The following is a 17,133-nucleotide window of genomic DNA, read 5'->3' as shown; positions in this document are numbered from 1 at the left end:
GGGAGCTCTGAGAGGGGAACCAGCAGCTTCGGCGCGTCGACCTCTGGGCCGCCGGCCGCTGGCTGACGTGCGAGGACAACATTGCGTTCGTCCCGCAGCTCTGCATGAGCGTGCAGGGCACGATCAGCTGGCTGCGGTCTGGCTGCGACCTGTCGTTACCGTTCCCGGCTCTGTCCCCGGCCGAGACGCACCGGCGGCTGTTGGCCGCTGACAGCGGGGCGAGGGAGCAGTTCTGGTTCCCCCGCTGGGAGCCGACCACGGACAACGTGCTCGGGCACGTCTTCCGGATCGGGGACCGCCTCGACGTCACGCTCGAGTTCTCCAGGGAGACGCACCCCATTCCCGAGGAGCGCGGGGTGGACTTCGTGGCGGCCCCGCTGGAGGCTGGGCTCGTCGGCGTGCTGGAGCAGATGCGGGCCGCACTCGGGTGTAGGTAGCGAGCAGGCACGAACAAGTTGCTGCACCGCTTGCTGCCGGAGGGGCAGAGCACTAGGAATCTGTTGACGCTGCTCACACCTCGCCGAAAGATCAGCACCTCTGGAGAACGGACGTGACCGGAATCAACATGAAGCGGATCGTCGCCGTCTTCCCCGATGCGCACACGGTCGTGCTGCCTGATGATTGGCCCGAGGGGCTCCGCGACGATATTTCTGTGTTTGAATCTCTCTACCGCTGGTTAGTTCTAGAGCGCCGCGTTGCTCCTGAGCGACTGCATGACCGTACCTACGCTGGCGCAGGCATCGCACGGGAGCTTCGGGCCGCTGAGCGTGCGCGTATCGCGAGGCGGACCAAGCTCAAGGGCAAGAGGCTCGACGCAGCGCTCAACATCTCGGATCTCGGCTCAGGCCCGCAGACGCTCTTCGCAGGGCAACCCATCCAAGGAAACGTCATCGTTGTGCTACCCGATGACGACAGCATCGACCGGGGCTCCAGCCATATGCTACAAGAGAGCCGGGTTGCTAAGACTCGTAAGATTCGAGATCTGGCCTCGGGGGCAGATTTTGGGCAGTGGCTCATCAGCAACGTCGGGCGAGAAGATCCCGTCGGGGACTTGGCCCACGACGTGGTTCATGATCCGGACTTTCCGAGAGATGCGAGGCATTACCCGGAGGCGCTGGAATACCTCCAGAGTCAGGGCTATTGCCTGGGAGCGCAGAATGCGCTCGCGGAAGCATGGAACGAATATCTTGCCAGGTATCCCGAGCGAGCTGTCAAGGCGGCCTGGTGCGAAAGATGCGCTCGGGCGATCGTTGAACTGCCGAAAGGCGTCCTTGTGTGGACAGAATCCGGCGGATTCGAGGTTCTTCACACGTGCTGTGTTCAAGGTGTGCCACGATGCTCTATCGACCTCCATCAGCTTTTCGATGGTCCCGACCTGGGTGGTCTGAATGCCTTTGCGAATGAGTGTGGCGCTCCGAGCGAGCTTGTTGCCAGGCTCGAGGCGCGACTCCGATTGTGGGGATTTGGCGCTCGGAGGCGCCGTCAGACGAAGGTCTACTTCATCCAGGAACCTAAGGACGGAGCGATCAAGATCGGATATACGTCTGGCCCGGTCGAACGCCGGCGGGCGGCCCTTCAGACTGGTCACCCCGAGCCGCTTCGAGTGCTTGCCACCATGGACGGAGATCGCTCGACCGAGGCCGATCTTCACGCGCGCTTCGGCCAATACCGTCGCAAGGGTGAGTGGTTCGCTCCTCATCGCGAGTTGATCCAGTTCATCGCCGCTCTAGTGCCCAAAGTTCCGCGCCCGTGATCGATGCGTGCATTTACCCCGACGCCCGTCCTCGAGCGGCATCCTGCGGACACCGAGGGGGGGTGGGCGTCCAGCGTGCCGTTGGCTCCGACGGTCCGGAGCAGCATCGAGAGGGAACACCATGACCGAGATGCGCGAAGTGTTCTTCCCGTATTGCCTGAAGCGCCAGCCCGATGGCCGCTATGCGATCCTGAATCGGCGATACAAGCCCGTGGGGCTCTTCACGGGCGGCTGGGTCAAGTATGACGGTCTGCCGGTCCTGGTGGATTTGCGAGTCACGCCGAGCATGGCCGCCAGCGTGTCCTGGGACCACAACCCCAAGCTTGATGAGATCTTCTTGTACGACGATGGCTGCGTCCCGACCGCCAGTACGGAGGCCATGGCAGCCTACCTCGACCGCGTCGGGCGCATGATGAAATGGAAGATTCGAGGCGAGATGCCGCGAAAAGACGTCGATCCCGGTTCGCGGGACAGGGAACATGATGAGTGAAAAATCTCTGCTAGCGCCGAGACCGAGGCTCTCGCCGAGGCCATCAGGAGCCACCGCTCGGAATCCCTGTTCTGAGCAGCGCGACGTCAGGCGTGGAGGCTTCCGTGTCGAGGTGTCGATCGAGAACGCAACACGATGCCGCAGGGCTGGGTGTTGCCCCGACGTGCCCACCGCTCCGCTCCGGCCACGCCGGTGAACACGAAGTCGTTCGACCGCCTCGCATTGTTCAGGCCGCGTCGGCCCCCGCCCGCCGTCGGCGCAGCGAGCGACGACCCTGCCCAGCGGTCGGGCCGACGTGAGCGTCCGCGCCGCCGTCTCCGGCGCTATCCTTCCCGCGTGACGTCCCGACCCGTCTTCGTCAATCAGGCCCTTTCCGCCCGGCTCGAGGCCACCGAGGCCGCTCAAATCGAGGCGCTCGCGCGCGAGGTCGCCACGCGGGTCCCGGCGCGGCGCGCCGCCGTCGCGGCCATCGCCGGCGGTCGCGCCGCGTTCGTCGCCCCGCACGCCCGGCTCTCGCGCGCGGTCGGCCTCGGGTTGAGCGGCCCGGTCGAGGCGCGCGACGTGGAGGCCCTCGAGGACTTCTACGCCTCGCGAGGCACCGCGGCGCGCATCCTGGTCTCGCCCTTTGCCCACCGTTCGCTGCTCGCGCGGCTCGGGGAGCGCGGCTTCCGCCTGGACTCGCTCGACACCGTGCTCGTGCGCCACCTCGCCCCCGCCGTCGAGGCCCACGCGCCTGAGCCAGCCGCGCACAGCGGCGTGGTCGTGCGGCGCGCCGCGCGCGAGGAGGCCTCGGCGTGGGTCGCGGCCTCGCTCTCCGCCTTCGCCACCCCGGATGAGCCTCCGTCCGATCGGGCCGACATCTTCGAGGCGGGCTTCCACGTGCCCGGGGCGGCGTACTTCCTGGCATCGTCAATCGCCGGCCCCGTCGCCGGCGTCGGCGCGGTCTACGTGCACGAGCGAGTCGCCCTCCTGTTCGCGGGAGGCACACTCGCGGCCCACCGCGGCCGGGGCGTGCAGCGCGCCCTCATCGACGCCCGCCTCCCGTACGCCCGCGACGCGGGGTGCGACCTCGCCTACTCGGTGGCCGAGGCGGGGAGCACCTCACAGCGTAATCTGGAGCGCGCGGGCCTCGTGGCCATATACTCGCAAGCGATGCTCATCAAGTCCTTCGCCTGAGCGCCGTCTTCGGGGGTAGCTTCCAGTCAGATCACACCGATCGCGAAGAGTGGATTGCATGCCGAAGCTTCACGAGATCCGAGCAGACTACGACGCGGAGACCATCGTCATGTACCAGGCCTACGCGCCGGCCATCGCCGAGCCTGCGCTCGCTGCCCAGCGCTTCGTCGCCCCGTTCTCGTTCGGTCGCATGACCTGGATCAAGCCGTCGTTTCTCTGGCTCATGCACCGCAGCAACTGGGGGCGCAAGGCCGGGCAGGAGCGGATCCTCGCCGTCCGCATCCGGCGGACCGGCTGGGAGCACGCGCTCTCCCTCGCCGTCCTCACCTCGCCGGAAGCGACGGTGTTTCGCTCGCCGGACGAGTGGAGCAAGGCGTTTGCCGAAGCCAAGGTCCACATTCAATGGGATACCGAGCGCAACCTCCGAGGCGGCCCGCTGCCTTGTTACAGCATCCAGGTCGGCGTCGGGCGCGATCTCATTCGCGAATACGCAGAGAGCTGGGTCGTCGCCATCGAGGATCGAACTCCCCTGGTCCGGAAGATGTACCAGCAGATTCAGGCCGGCCACGCGGACAGCGCGGCGAAGTCGCTGCCGCGCGAGAGGCCCTACGCCGTTGACGAGAAGATTGCCAGGCGGCTGCTCATCGACCCATGACGAGGCACGCCGCTTCCGGACACCGAGAAATATGTTCGCATTTCTTCATACTTCCCGCGTTCACGTCGAGACGTTCAGCCGTCTCGTTCGGGACGCAGACGACGCGATTCCGGTCCGGCACGAGGTGCAGGAGAGCCTCCTTGCGGACGCGCTTGCGGCCGGTGCGATCACGGACGGCATCCGCTCGGCCACCGCCACGGTCGTGCAGGCGCTCGCGAGCGAGGGCGCGAGGGTCATCGTGTGCACCTGCTCGACCCTCGGCGGCGTCGCGGAGGCGGTCGCCGTCTCGGACTGTCTCGTGATGCGGATCGATCGCCCGATGGCAGAGCAAGCCGTCGCGGGCGGCCGCCGGATCCTCGTCGTGGCCGCGCTCCAGAGCACCTTTCAGCCCACCGGGGCGCTGCTGCGTCAGATAGCCTCCGACGCGGGTCGCTCGATCGATGTCGTCGAAGTCCTGTGCGGGCGCGCATGGCGGCTCTTCGAGAGGGGTGACTCTCCTGGCTATGCCGGCGAGATCGCCCGGACGATCGAGGCGACGGCGCTCCCGGGCGATCTCGTGCTCCTGGCTCAGGCGTCGATGGCCCCCGCGGCCGAGCTGGTCCGCCACCTCGGGATCCCCGTTCTGAGCAGCTCGAGATCAGGCGTGGAGGCTGCCGTGTCGAGGTATCGTTCGAGAACGCGACACGATGCCGCCCAGCTCCGCGGAGAGCCATGAGCGACATCTCCGTGAAGGTCTTCCAGGCCGTCGTCGCCGGCGCGGCGGCCGACGGCGTGGCGCCCGCGGAGCTGCTCGCCGCGGCCGGGGTCGATCCGGGGGACCTCGCCGATCCGGACATGCGCTTTCCGCGGGCGATCGAGGCCCGGCTCTGGAGCGAAGCCGCCCGGCTCGCCCGCGACGACAGCTTCGGCCTGCGCCTCGCGCAGAGGCTGCCGGTGGGCAGCCTCGGAGCGCTCGGGTTCGCGGTGCGGAGCAGCGCCACCCTCGGGGAAGCCTACGCGCGCGCGGCTCGCTACCTCCGCGTCGTGGCCATCGGCCCCTCGCTCGAGATCCAGATCGACGGCGATGTCGCCCGCCTCCGCCACGAGCCGCCCCGGAGCAGCCCGGCGCCCTCACGCCACGCCGTCGAGTTCTTCCTGGGCAACCTCGTCGTCCTCGCGAGGCGGGGCGCGGACCCGGCGTTCACCCCGCGCGCCGCGCGCTTTCGCCACACCGCGCCCGCGCGCGTCGACGAGCACCGCCGCCTCTTCGGCGCCGGCCTGCACTTCGGGGAGGCCCACGACGAGCTGGTGCTCGAGCGCGCTTTCTTCGCGAGGCCCCAGGCGCACGCCGAGCCCCTGCTCTGCGAGGTGCTCGACCAGCACCTCGCCTCGCTCGCCGCCGCGCTGCCGGCCGAGGCGAGCTTCCTCGAGCGCGCGCGCGCCGCGATCGCGGCCGAGCTCGCCCACGGCGAGCCGGCACTGCCGGCGATCGCGGCGCGCCTGCGCATGAGCCCGCGCAGCCTCCAGCGGCGGCTCAAGGAGGAGGGCACATCGCTCTCGTCGTTGCTCGATGCGCTGCGCGCCGATCTCGCCGCGCGCTACCTGAGCGAGTCGCGCGACGCGATCTCGGAGATCGCGTTCCTTCTCGGGTTCTCCGAGGTGAGCACGTTCCACCGCGCCTTCAAGCGCTGGACCGGCGTGACGCCGGCCGCCTACCGCCGCGGCGCGGGGCGCCCACCGCGAGAGCTCCCGCGCGCGGCGGCGCGTCACCCGTCGAACAGCACATCGTAAACGTACGGCAGCGCGTCGTGCGCGGTGAGATCGTCGAGCGTGTACGTCGTTCCGCCTCCGTACCAGGCGCCCTCGCTCGCGGTGAGCGGGTTGAAGCTCCGGTCGTCGCCCTGGAGCGGCGGCGCGTCCGCGTGCGTCTTCTCCCATGTATACCAGTACCGATCGAGCTCGCCGTGGAGCATCCAGAACACGGGATCGACCGTCAGCTCATTGAAATACGTCACGGTGCCGCGCACGTCCGCGTTCGCAGGATCGAGCCCGCCCGCCCACAGGTGCATCCGGACGTGGGGCATGAAGTTGAAGAGGCCATAGACGTCCTTGACGGCGCCGACGAGCTCCGTGTCCGGCGCCGCCTTCTGCGCCTCGACGGCTCCGATCCAGCCGATCTCGAAGAGGGCGTTGGTCGTCTCCGCGCCCTGCTGCGAGCTGCTCGGAGATCCGCCGAAGGCATCGACGAGCGTCTTCACCGCCGCGCTCTCCGGCAGCTTCACCTCCAGCACATCCAGCGCCGCCCGCGCCTTTGGATAGTTCTCGATGCGGAGCTCGGGGGTGACGTCGAGCGCATCATAGAAATCGGCGAACGTGCGCTCGGCCAGGATGCGCCCGACGTGATCGGGCGCCTGCAGCGTATCGAAGACCAGGTTCTTGCCCGGCCAGCGCGCGAAGACGATCTCGTAGCGCTCGCCCACCTCCTTGCCGTACCCGGCGTGCCCCTCGGGCAGGCCGGGCGGCACGGCGGCCGTCCCGCCCCTGGGCTCGAAGCCGTGGACCCAGTGCGGCAGGTCCTGATCGTGCGCCGCGTCCCAGTACGGAATGAACAGGAGATCGGCTTCGCTCGGGTCGACGCCCTCTTCCTGGTCTCGCTGGCGGAGGGCGGCGCGGAGCATCTTCTCCGCCTCGAGGAGGAAGGCGCGGTGCCACGGCAGGAGCCGGTATCCCGACGTTTCGTCCATGACCATGACGGTCATCGGCGAGGTGGCCTGGAGGTCGGCGCCGTGGTGGCGATGCCGGTGGTGGTCGTAGTGCTCGTCGTTGAAGACGTCGAAGAAGCCGTTCGCGACGGCGTACTCGTAGGCTCGCTTGAACCTGTCGATCTCCTCGCTGGTCATCGCCGACGCGCTCTTGCGGGCGATCCGCGGGGCTTCCGGGCTCGCGTCGCCGGCGTCCACCGGGGTGTCGGCGCCGCAGCCGAGCGAGAGCCCGAGCCACGCCGCCGACGCCGCCGCGATGATCCCACGCACGAACGCTCGTCGATGCAACTCACATGTCATGTCCTGCCTCCTTCGGACGGGAGCTCCGTCGTTCATGAGGCGTTTATAAAGACGCGAGCGCGCCCCCACATTGGCCGAGCGCGACGAAAGCGTTGGCCTACCGCGCCACCGAGCGGTCACGTCGCCGCGTGGGCGCGTCGTGCTCTCTCGAACGGGCAAATCGGATGGATATAGAGTCGCCGACGGCCAGCGCCGGACGGCCCCAGTCGAGGCATTCGTCCGTGCGGTAGTCCCGCCCACCGACCGAGAACCAGAAATGGCTGGGGACGCGGCTTCCCGTAGGTCCGGCCCAGGTGATCAAGGACATCACATGACCACGGCGCGGCACCCCCGCGACACAGACGCGCCGCGAGTTCAGCTCGACGAGGACGGCGCGTTCTGCGCGCGCGCCAGGCGGACGAAGAGCGCGGCGCGCCATCGCGCTCGCGGTCCTCGAGAGAAGGTCCCGGGCGCTCCGGGAGATGGTCGCGAGTTGCCCTCGTGGATCGCGGAGCATCGGCCCGGCGAAGGCGCCCAGCGCGGTACGGACCTGGCGGAGCAGCGTGTCGCGATACGACTCGGCGCCCGGCATGCGTTTCAAAGGGGGGTCGACCGTGTCGACATCGAGGACCTCGATCCCGATCTCGTCCCCGACCCTGAGCGCGCGGGAAGGCCACAGAAAAAACTCTCGCGGCTCAGAGGCCATCCCGCAGATCCTCACGTCGCCGTCCCCGAGCAGCGCCTCCGGAGAGCCGGCGACCCGCGTGACCGTGATCGTCAGAACGCCGGTCGGGCCGACGCCCGCGGTGCAGACCTTCGCTCCATTGACCGAGACACGGAATGCGATCATGGCTCCCCCCGCGCGCACGCTTTGTTCACTGTATATCCCAACACGCCAGCGAGCGCCGCGGCGTCGCTCCCGGCGCCCTCCTGGCGCTTGCGGCTGAACCCCGGTACGCTGGTGAAGACCGATGGACAGGGTCGGCGTCGCCCGGTTTGCGCCGAGAGAGATCTCGACCAGGAGGCGCGGGCCCTACTCGCGATCGTCGAAGTCGGCGATCTTCGCCATGTCCCGCCGCAGCTGAATATCGCGCTCCACGAGGAGCTGGTCGAGCTCCTCTTCGGAAGCGTACGCCAGCCGTCGATGGCGCTCAGCGACCCGGCTGTCGATCGCCCGGATCATCCGCACCGCGAGCCACGCGGCAGCGATCGACGCCGCGTCGGACGCAATGAACGCAACCCGGGACCGGATGAACTCCGCCACGGTCAGATCCGGCATGGTAGAGGCCAGCCACCCGAGGCCGCGGCTCGCGACATAACACCCCCACCACGCGCCGAGCGCGGCATGGTGCACCGCGCCCGCCCGCGGGGCGTGCGCCATCTCGACGCGGCGGTAACCGCCCCCGCCGTCCAGGAGAGGGCGCGGCGCGGGCTCGAGCACGGCCTCCGGGGCAAGGCCGTCGTGGAGATCGCGCAGCACCCTGTACGGCTGCACCAGGTTCACGACGGGAATGAAGAATCCCAGGACCGCCTCGGACGGCGTCCAGGAAAACCCGCGCACGGGATCCAGCTCGCCCGCCAGCGCGACAGCCCTGGCGAGCCAGCGCAGGAACACCACGCCCGCAAGGAGCCCGAGCCCCAGCTCGAGCAAACCCCCGACCTCACGGAGCGTGTTGGCAAGCCGCCACGTCGACGCCGCGACGTCCGTCGAGCCCAGCAACACAATGTGCCAGGCGCCGGTCAGCGCCGTGAACGCCGCCACCGCCCCCATCGCGATCAGCCCCGCAATCGCGACGCGAGCGCGCCGCCGCACGACGCGGACATCGCGGCTCCACCCCTCCCGAGCTTCTGCCCAACCGCTCACGACGAGCGAGGCTATCAGCGCAAGGCGCAGCATCGCAAGCGACGTGGCCGAGGAACACACGTGGTGATCGTGCGCTTCGAGGCGCCCGCTCCGCCCCCGACACCGCCATCGCAGGGCGGGAATCCGTCAGCTCGCCATCGCCGGCTCCCCTCGCCGCGCGCATTCGTCGAGCCCCGCCAGCGCGCGCCGGAAGCTCTGGATCGTCGCATAGAGCCCCTGCCGGAGCGGCACCCGCGGCTCGAACCCCAGCTCCCGCCGCGCCAGATCGATCGCCGGGCGCCGCCGCATCGGATCGCCCTCCGGCAGCGGGCGGTACGCGATCCGGCTCGCGCTCCCCGTGAGCCGCACGATCTCCTGCGCCAGCTCGAGCACCGTCACCTCCACCGGATTCCCCAGGTTGACGGGCCCCACCTCCGACGGGTGCTCCATCAGCCGCAAACACCCCTCCACCAGGTCGTCGACGTGACAGAAGCTCCGCGCCTGCGACCCATTCCCGTAGACAGTCAGCTCCTCTCCCCGGAGCGCCTGGGCGATGAAACTGCTCACCGCGCGCCCGTCGTCGATCGCCATCCGCGGCCCGTACGTGTCGAAGATCCGCGCGATCCGCCCCGACGCCCGCCCCTGGCGGTGAAAGGCCATCACCAGCGACTCCGCGCAGCGTTTGCCCTCGTCGTAACAGGCGCGCACCCCGACCGGGTCCACCCGCCCGAGGTAGCTCTCCGGCTGCGGGTCGACCTCGGGATCGCCATACACGTCGCTCGACGACGCCAGCAAGAGCCGCGCGCCGTGCCGCTCGGCGCACAGGAGCGCGTGCAGCGTGCCCATCACGTTCGTGAGCGTGGAGCGCACCGGATCGCCCCGCCAGCGCGCAGGGCTCGCCGGCGACGCCAGGTGGTAGACCCTGTCGACCTCGTAGTCGAACGGCAGGGCCACGTCGTGCTCGACCAGCCAGAAGCGGCTGTTGCGCATCAAGTGAGCCACGTTGGCCGGCGAGCCCGTCGAGAAATCGTCGAGCGCAATGACCTCGTGGCCGTCCGCGAGGAGCCGCTCGCACAGGTGCGAGCCGATGAAGCCGGCGCCCCCCGCCACCAGGACGCGCATGCCGCTCCCCACCGTCCTCCCGTTCGCGTCACCCATAGGAACACCTCCGTCGTCGCAACACCGCTCCTCGTGAACCGCCGAGACCCCCCGCGCCGCGCGGCACCTCACGCGAGCGGGCTCCGGTAGCGGCCCGAGTCGCGGCGGCGGACGCCAGACGCAGGGCCGCTCCGCTCCACGTCGTCCTCCGCCGCCTCGCCGAGCCGGTAGCACGGCCGCAAGAGCAGCTCGTCGATCAGGTCGAGGAGCGTGTCCACGCGGTGCGCGCACGTGTGGCGCGCGAGCACCGTCCGGCGCCCGTGCTCGGCGACGCCGCGCGCGAACTCCGGGTCCGCGAGCAGCGCGCGGAGGTGCTCCGTCATCTCGGCGCCCGTGCGCGCGACGAGGTAGTCCCGGCCAGGCGAGAAGAGGCGCTCGGCGTCGGCCCACGGCGCGCTCACGAGCGGGATCCCGCACGCGAGCGCCTCGAACGGCCGGATCGTGGGGATGCCGGGGAGCCACGCGGCGTACGGCCGCCGCGGGACGTGCACCGTGATCCTGGCGCGCGCGTAGGCGTCCGGGACGCGGTGGTTGGGGAGCCAGCCGGAATACTCGATGCCGGCGTCCGCGAGCGCCGAGAGCGCGCGATCGGGGTAACGCACGCCGTGGACCCGCGCGCGGAGCCCGAGCGCCCTCACGGGCTCGACGAGGAACTCGTGGAGCTCCGCCGTCCGCTCGCCGTCGCCCCAGTTGCCGATCCACACGAGATCACGCTCCTTCTCGACCTGGGGCAGCGGCCGGAACAGGCGCGCGTCCGCGGCCTCGTGCCACACCACCGCGCGCCGCGCGACGCCGCGGCTCAGGTAGAGATCACAAACGCTCTTTCCAAAGCCGAGCACGCAGTCGTACCCCGAGAGATCGCGCCGCACGATCGCGGCCGGATCGGTGATGAGCCCGTGGTGCGTGTCGTGGAAGAAGAGGCGATAACGATCGGTGCGCGCGCGGTGCTCGCCGAGCCGCCGCACGAGCTCCGGGTCGCTCCGCTCGTGGACGAGCACGACGTCGACCCCCGCGAGCGCGGCGTCGAGGTCCAGCGTGGAGAGCGCGTAGCGGCGCGGGCGGAGGCGCGGATAGACGGCGGCGGCCTCGCGCAGCGCGTCCGGGCCGTACGCCGCGACGAGGCCCAGGGCGCTCCAGGCGTCCTCGGGCTCGAAGGCGAGCACGTCGTGGCCGCGCGCGTCGAGCTCGGCCGCGATCCCGCGGAGGAAGTGCGCGTCCGCGTGATCCCAGTCGGAGAGCAAGGAGTGGCAGAAGAGGGCTATTCGCATGGTGTCCCGCAGGGTGAAGGCGACGAAGGAGGGCAGACCCGCCGGGGGGCCGGCGGGCGGGCGGCGAGCGCGAGGGCGTAGACGTCGAGGTAGCGGCGGGCCATGGCGCGCGGGCTGAAGCGCACCGCGCGCCGGCGGGCGAGCGCGCCGAGCGCCTCGCGGCGCGCGACGTCCCGGATGAGGTGGTCGAGCGCGGCGTGGAGCGCGCGCGGATCGTCCGCGGGGACGTAGACGGCCGCGTCGCGCCAGATCTCGCGCAGGCTCGGCAGATCGCCGACCACGAGCGCGCAGCCAGAGAGGGCGGCCTCCAGGGTGGCCATGCCGAACGGCGCGTACCGCGCCGGGGAGGCGTAGATCGCGGCGCGCGACATCCACCACGTGAGCTCCGGCTCATCGACCCACCCGAGGGAGCAGAGGCTCTCCCCGGCGCGGCGGCCGACGCCGCCCGCCGCGACGTCGCTCCCGGCCACGAGCACGGGCCACGCGAGGTGGGGCGCGACCTTCTCGAGGGCCGCGAGGTTCTTGGCCTCGTCCCAGAGCCGGCCGGCCGCGAAGACGAACGGCTCCTTCGGCGCCGGCGCGAACCGCCTGCGGTCGCGCGCGTGCGGGATGACATGGCCGCGGCCCAGGCCGAGCGCGCCATACTCGCCCGCGAGGGCGCTCAGCATCGCCGCGCTCGGCGCGACCACCGCGTCGGCGGCCCGGAGCCCCTCGGCGACCCGCGCGCGGTAGCGCTCGTAGCGGACCGGCGCCGGCCGGCGGTGCACCGCGCGCCACCACGACAGCACGCAGGAGTGCGCCACGACGACGCGGGGCGCCCGGAACGGCAGGGCCGCGTGGCAGTAGCCGTTCAGGTGGACGAGGTCCGGCCGCACCCGCTCCTCGAGGTCGAGCAGCCAGTCGCCGGCGGCCGCGACGTCGTCCCACGGGTCATCCATCCATTCGAGCCGGTAGGCGCTCTCGACGAGCTCGAGGCCCGGTATCGCGGCGGCCGCCGCGCGCGCCGCGGGCGACAGGGGCCCGCCCATGATCGCGAGCACCGTGGCCACGCCGGCGCGGGAGAGCGCGCCCGCGAGCTCGAGCGCGACCGTCCACACGCCGCCCTGCGTGTCGGCCGTCATCAGCACCCGGCCGGGCCGCAGCGCCGCGGCGCCCGGGGATCCCGTGGATCCGGCGTCAGCGCGCGCCATGCTCGAGCTCCGTGAGCGGCAGCGGCCGGCTGTCCGGAAGATCGCCGAACGTCCGGTGCTCGGCGATATAATGGGCGTGCGCCCGCTCCCAGGCGCCGTCATCCGGCGCGCCCCACCGTCGGGTGTACGCGGGGGAGCCGGGGTACGGGAACGCCGGGACAGGCTCGTTGGCCCACACGCCGAGCCCGAGGAGGCGCTGCCGCCACGACGCCACCTCGGCCGGATCGCCGGGGCCCGCGTCGCTCAGGTTGGCCTGCACGAAGGGCACGCTGCGCCGGGCGTGGACGAGCAGCGCGGTGAGCTCCTCGGTCGACGCGCTGCACCGCCTGGCGAGCGCGTCCATCCCCTCGATCGAGGGGCGATCGACGCTGGCCTCGATCGAGACGCAGCCGGCGCGGCCGAGGAGATCGAGCATCTCGCGCGACCAGCTGTCGATCCTGAGCTGGACGCCGAACACGATGTCCCGCGCCCAGATCTCCTCGAGCAGGGTCCGGTCGGGCAGGAAGCGCTCGTCGATGAAATAGACGTGGCGCACGCCCTCGGCGAGGAGCGCGTCGAGCTCCTCGAGCACCGTCGCGAGCGGGCGCTTGCGGAGCCTGTCGCGCGCGCCGTCCCTGGCGCAGGAGGCGCAGCGGCAGGGGCTGCCGCGCGAGGTCTCCATCTCGGCGCTCGGCCCCTCGGGCACGGCGTCGAAGCGGTGGTGGTGGTGGACGTGCCGCGCGATCGTCGCGCCGTCCCACCGCAGGGCCGGCAGCGTCCTCAGGCAGGCGGCGTAGGGGCCTCCTTGCACGTGGTCGATGCCGTTCCTGCGGTAGGCGATCGAGGGGATCTGCCAGAAGCGCGACTCGGTCGCGCCGGCGAGCATGACGAGGATCTCCTCGCACTCGCCGAGGACGACAACGTCCACGCCGAGCTTGCGGAGCGCCGCGCGCGGGGTCGCGGAGCCGTGAGGCCCGACGGCGACGAGGAGGCCGCCGTGGCCCCGCAGCGCGGCGGCCGTCGCCATGGGCACGCGCAGCTCGGGCGGGGGGCTGCGCCAGGAGAGGTAGCTCGGCGCCGTGGCGATCACCGTCATGGCCGGGCGGAGCGCCGCGACCTCGGCGCGCAGGGCGATGAGGTCGATCCCGCGCGCCTGGGCGTCGATGAGGGCGGCCTCGTGGCCCGCGCGCTCGAGCAGCGCCCTGGCGTACCCGAGCTCGATCGGCAGGTGCGGCTCGCGGCATCCGAGGTAGACGCTGCCGTGGAAGGTCCAGGGCGGGTTGACCAGCGCGACCTTCACGAGGCGGCCTCCAGCCGGTCCATCCGGACAGACGAGGGGATGTCGGCATAGACGGCCCCGAGGCGCGCCTCGACGCCGAGGCGCCATTGATAGAGCGCGCGCAGCCCGTCGCGCAGGGCGACCCGCGGCGCCCAGCCGGTGAGCGCCTGGAAGGCGCGGCAGTCGGAGACGTAGTACCGCGGATCGTCCCGCCTCCACGCGGCGAGCGAGACGACCGGGCGGCGCCCGTCGAGCTCCTCGAGCAGATCGAGCAGCTCGACGAGGCTGACCGCCGTGCCCGGGCCGCCCCCGATGTTGAAGGCGCGGCCCGAGGCGGGCTTGAGCGCGCGCCGCGCGCGCAGGAGGGCGTCGACGAGGTCCTCGATGAACAGCGCGTCGCGGACCTGCAGCCCGTCGCCGTAGAGGGTGATCGGATCGCGGCGGATGGCGCGCGCGACGAAGTGGGCGATCCACCCCTGGTCCTCGTTGCCGAACTGCGGGGGGCCGTAGACGCAGCTCACCCGGAGCACCACGGCGTGGAGGCCGAAGGTGCGGGCGTAATCGAGGACGTACTGGTCGGCGGCGCCCCGCGAGCACCCGTAGGGGCTCCGGAGATCGAGCGGCTGACTCTCGGAGATGCCGTGCTCGCGCGCGCTCTCGCACAGGGGTCGATACCGCTCCTCGCCGCGCTCGATCGGCAGATCGGGCAGCGCGCCATAGACCTTGCTGGTGGAGGCGAAGAGGAGCGGCGGAGGGCGATCGAGCCTCCGGAGCGCCTCGAGCACGTTCAGCGTGCCGCGCGCGTTCACCTCGAAGTCGTGCGCCGGGTCGGCGACGCTCCTCGCGATGGCGACCTGCGCGGCGAGGTGGAAGACGAACGAGGCGCGCCGCACGGCGTCGCGCACGGCCTGCTCGTCCCGGACGTCGCACACCCGGACCTCCACGCCGGCGCCGTGACGCCCCTTGAGGCGCTCGACGTTGCGCTCGACGAACCCGCGGGAGAGGTTGTCGAGCACGAGGACCGGCTCCCCATTTCGGAGCAGCTCGTCGGCCAGGTGAGAGCCGATGAACCCGGCTCCCCCCGTGATCAGGACATGGTCAGGCATAGGATGCTCCGTTCCGGTCTGGACGAGCGGCGGGCGAGCGGGTGATGAGAGAGAGCGCCTCGCGAACGGACGGCGCACGACGGCGCAGCGCGGCAGGCAAACCGAACGCCCGCCCGCCGCGCGATGTCCCCCCCCGGCTCCGCGCCTCGCTGCGCGGGGGTCCCTGAGGAGACAGCGATTAACATGTGATCTGGAGAGCCGCAATCGATCGAAGGAGCTTTGTTTGACGATCGGTATCGCGCCTTCCGCGCATCCTGGAGAGGGTACGGCGCCGCCGGATGGCAGCGGAGACTCGATGTGTCGCAAAGGGGGTTTGTGACGAGGAGCGCCCCTCGGACAGGCGATGAGCGCAGACGGGGACGGGGGGGAGAAGGGAGGAGCGCGCTCGGCGCGGGGCGGAAACCTGGGGGGGACCTCGGTGTTGAGCGAGCCCGTTCAGTCGCGCTCAGCGCCCAACGCCAGCCCCCCGTCATTGCTCACCAACGTGGTCGTCAACGTGGACGTGGACGTGGACGTGGTCGTCAACGGCTAGGTCGTGAACGTGAACGGCACCCGGAAGTCGCGGCTCTCATTCGTTGACCAGGGTTTCGGCAGAGCGTTTACGTCCACGCTGTGTCGTCGACGACCACGACCACGTCCACGTCCACGTCCACGTCCACGTCCACGTTGGTGAGCGTTGGTGAGCGAGGGGGGTCAGGCTTCGGGCGCTGAGCGCGACCGAACGAGCTTGGCCAAGCGCGAGGAGGGGGAAGGTGATGCGGCGAGAGCGCGGGGCTCGGCTTGCAGGGAGGAGGGCGGCGCGGGAGCGCGCCCTCGGGAGGCTCAGCTCGCGGTCGGCTGGCCCGTCAGACGCAGGTAGATGAACGCAAGCCCGATGGCGGCGACCGGCGCGGCCACGAGCGTGCCGAGGCAGCAGGCGAGCACGCCTGCCAGCACGAGCGCGCAGGCGAGCAGGGCATAGACGAGGAGGCCCCCCTTGTGGCCGGTCGTGATTCGCCAGCTCTCCTTCATGGCGTCGATGGCGCCCAGGTTCTTATCGACGATGCACAGCGTCGTCATGCTCAGGCCGAGCGCGACGATGACGCCGGGGACGATCAAGAGGAGCATGCCGGCGCCGACAGCGAGACCGGTCAGGAGCTGGGCGCCCAGGATGGACAGGAACCACCGCCCGCCGCCAAGGACGTCGCTGAACGAGTACGGCTCGCCGCGCGCGACCTTCAGGAGGAGGTTGTTCATGCCTCCGGCGAAGTAGGCGCCGACCACGAGCGCGACAGCCTGCATCAGGAACTGGATGGCCGCCCCCGCGGTGGGCGCGTCGCTCGCGAGCGCCGCCTGGATGCCTCCGCCGATGCCGTTGGGGACGCTCGACGCAAGCCCGACGACGACCATGGCGCCGATGAGGACAGCCGGGTCGCGCTTCAGGCGCTCCCAGCCGAAGGACGCCGCATCTCCCGCTCCCCACGGCGCCGCGACGCCCGTGCCCGGGGGTGAGCCGTAGCCTGCGCCGCCGCCCGGGGGCTGGTAGGGGTTGGCCCCACCCCAGCCGGCGCCGCCCCCCGGAGGCGGACCGTAGCCGCCGCCACCGCCCGGCGGCTGGCCCCAGCCGCCGCCTCCCCCCGGGGGCGGGCCATAGCCCCCGCCGCCCGGAGGCTGGCCCCAGCCGCCACCGCCCGGAGGCTGCCCCGGCGGCTGGCCGTAGCTGCCGCCCGGAGGCTGCCCCGGCGGCTGACCGTAGCTGCCGCCCGGAGGCTGCCCCGGCGGCTGGCCGTAGCTGCCGCCCGGAGGCTGCCCCGGCGGCTGGCCGTAGCTGCCGCCCGGCGGCTGGCCGTAACCGCCGCCCGGAGGCTGCCCCGGCGGCTGGCCGTAGCTGCCGCCCGGAGGCTGCCCCGGCGGCTGGCCGTAACCACCGCCCGGAGGCTGCCCCGGCGGACCGTAACCGCCGCCCGGCGGCTGGCCGTAACCACCGCCCGGAGGCTGGCCCGGAGGCTGGCCGTAACCACCACCCGGCGGTTGACCGGGGCCAGCGCCCCCGGGTGGCTGTCCGTAGCCGCCGCCCGGCGGCGGGCCGTAGCCACCGCCGGGCGGTTGCCCGTAACCACCACCGCCCTGACCGCCCCCTGATCCCCCGCCCCAGCCACCTTGGCTCATCTTGTCTCCACTGGGTGTGAATACCGACTACGCCCAACCAACTACCCCCACTATACGTGGAGGGCGCC

Annotated in this window: 17 protein-coding genes; 8 read left to right on the top strand and 9 right to left on the bottom strand. The window is 71.3% G+C overall.

Annotated elements, in window-relative coordinates; all coding sequences use genetic code 11:
- Positions 1-104 precede the first annotated feature (104 nt).
- The 7 genes from WMF34_RS45695 to WMF34_RS45665 all read left to right on the top strand — a co-directional run bounded on the left by WMF34_RS45695 (position 105) and on the right by WMF34_RS45665 (position 5,844).
- Positions 105-437: a hypothetical protein gene (locus WMF34_RS45695; protein WP_012241560.1), complete on the top strand. Its 333-nt coding sequence runs from the start codon at positions 105-107 to the stop codon at positions 435-437.
- A gap of 113 nt (positions 438-550) precedes the next feature.
- Positions 551-1,753, top strand: coding sequence for a YozE family protein (locus WMF34_RS45690; RefSeq protein ID WP_157907376.1), 1,203 nt, complete (start codon positions 551-553; stop codon positions 1,751-1,753).
- Between the two features lie 121 nt (positions 1,754-1,874).
- On the top strand, positions 1,875-2,243 hold the full coding sequence (locus tag WMF34_RS45685; RefSeq protein WP_012241558.1) for a hypothetical protein: 369 nt from the start codon (positions 1,875-1,877) through the stop codon (positions 2,241-2,243).
- Between the two features lie 336 nt (positions 2,244-2,579).
- Positions 2,580-3,419 carry an N-acetyltransferase gene (locus WMF34_RS45680; RefSeq protein WP_437991758.1) on the top strand — a complete coding sequence of 280 codons (840 nt, stop codon included), beginning with the start codon at positions 2,580-2,582 and terminating at the stop codon, positions 3,417-3,419.
- A 58-nt stretch (positions 3,420-3,477) separates the two neighbouring features.
- Complete coding sequence (locus WMF34_RS45675; protein WP_012241556.1) at positions 3,478-4,074, top strand: DUF4291 domain-containing protein; 597 nt, start codon at positions 3,478-3,480, stop codon at positions 4,072-4,074.
- A 31-nt stretch (positions 4,075-4,105) separates the two neighbouring features.
- A complete protein-coding gene (locus WMF34_RS45670; protein WP_437991757.1) occupies positions 4,106-4,789 on the top strand; it encodes an aspartate/glutamate racemase family protein in 684 nt (227 codons plus the stop codon).
- Complete coding sequence (locus WMF34_RS45665; RefSeq protein WP_437991756.1) at positions 4,786-5,844, top strand: AraC family transcriptional regulator; 1,059 nt, start codon at positions 4,786-4,788, stop codon at positions 5,842-5,844. The genes WMF34_RS45670 and WMF34_RS45665 overlap by 4 nt, the downstream gene beginning before the upstream one ends.
- Here WMF34_RS45665 and WMF34_RS45660 read toward each other — a convergent pair.
- The 8 genes from WMF34_RS45660 to WMF34_RS45625 all read right to left on the bottom strand — a co-directional run bounded on the left by WMF34_RS45660 (position 5,820) and on the right by WMF34_RS45625 (position 14,917).
- Positions 5,820-7,115, bottom strand: coding sequence for a tyrosinase family protein (locus WMF34_RS45660; protein ID WP_437991755.1), 1,296 nt, complete (start codon positions 7,113-7,115; stop codon positions 5,820-5,822). The genes WMF34_RS45665 and WMF34_RS45660 overlap by 25 nt on opposite strands.
- Positions 7,116-7,212: 97 nt before the next feature.
- The gene (locus WMF34_RS45655) at positions 7,213-7,944 is read right to left on the bottom strand and encodes a hypothetical protein (RefSeq protein WP_437991754.1); all 732 of its coding nucleotides are present in this window, start codon (positions 7,942-7,944) and stop codon (positions 7,213-7,215) included.
- Between the two features lie 183 nt (positions 7,945-8,127).
- A complete protein-coding gene (locus WMF34_RS45650) occupies positions 8,128-8,958 on the bottom strand; it encodes a DUF4328 domain-containing protein (RefSeq protein ID WP_437991753.1) in 831 nt (276 codons plus the stop codon).
- Positions 8,959-9,084: 126 nt separating this feature from the next.
- The gene (locus tag WMF34_RS45645) at positions 9,085-10,095 is read right to left on the bottom strand and encodes a UDP-glucuronic acid decarboxylase family protein (RefSeq protein WP_012241550.1); all 1,011 of its coding nucleotides are present in this window, start codon (positions 10,093-10,095) and stop codon (positions 9,085-9,087) included.
- Between the two features lie 68 nt (positions 10,096-10,163).
- Positions 10,164-11,363 carry a CgeB family protein gene (locus WMF34_RS45640; protein WP_437991752.1) on the bottom strand — a complete coding sequence of 400 codons (1,200 nt, stop codon included), beginning with the start codon at positions 11,361-11,363 and terminating at the stop codon, positions 10,164-10,166.
- A complete protein-coding gene (locus WMF34_RS45635) occupies positions 11,354-12,553 on the bottom strand; it encodes a glycosyltransferase family 4 protein (protein WP_437991751.1) in 1,200 nt (399 codons plus the stop codon). The genes WMF34_RS45640 and WMF34_RS45635 overlap by 10 nt, the downstream gene beginning before the upstream one ends.
- Complete coding sequence (locus WMF34_RS45630; RefSeq protein WP_437991750.1) at positions 12,540-13,832, bottom strand: TIGR04295 family B12-binding domain-containing radical SAM protein; 1,293 nt, start codon at positions 13,830-13,832, stop codon at positions 12,540-12,542. The genes WMF34_RS45635 and WMF34_RS45630 overlap by 14 nt, the downstream gene beginning before the upstream one ends.
- The gene (locus WMF34_RS45625) at positions 13,829-14,917 is read right to left on the bottom strand and encodes an SDR family NAD(P)-dependent oxidoreductase (RefSeq protein ID WP_437991749.1); all 1,089 of its coding nucleotides are present in this window, start codon (positions 14,915-14,917) and stop codon (positions 13,829-13,831) included. Before WMF34_RS45625 ends, WMF34_RS45630 begins: the two co-directional genes overlap by 4 nt.
- A gap of 343 nt (positions 14,918-15,260) precedes the next feature.
- On the opposite strand from WMF34_RS45625, the gene WMF34_RS45620 reads away from it, so the two are divergent.
- On the top strand, positions 15,261-15,449 hold the full coding sequence (locus tag WMF34_RS45620) for a hypothetical protein (RefSeq protein WP_437991748.1): 189 nt from the start codon (positions 15,261-15,263) through the stop codon (positions 15,447-15,449).
- Positions 15,450-15,739: 290 nt separating this feature from the next.
- Here the strand turns inward: WMF34_RS45620 and WMF34_RS45615 are convergent, their stop codons facing one another.
- On the bottom strand, positions 15,740-17,065 hold the full coding sequence (locus WMF34_RS45615) for a hypothetical protein (protein ID WP_437991747.1): 1,326 nt from the start codon (positions 17,063-17,065) through the stop codon (positions 15,740-15,742).
- Between the last annotated feature and the right edge of the window lie 68 nt (positions 17,066-17,133).

This window comes from Sorangium sp. So ce145 (assembly GCF_051525985.1).
Classification (GTDB): Bacteria; Myxococcota_A; Polyangia; order Polyangiales; family Polyangiaceae; genus Sorangium; species Sorangium cellulosum_B.
Note: the sequence above shows the minus strand (reverse complement) of the source record. Positions and strands in the feature narration are given on the sequence as shown.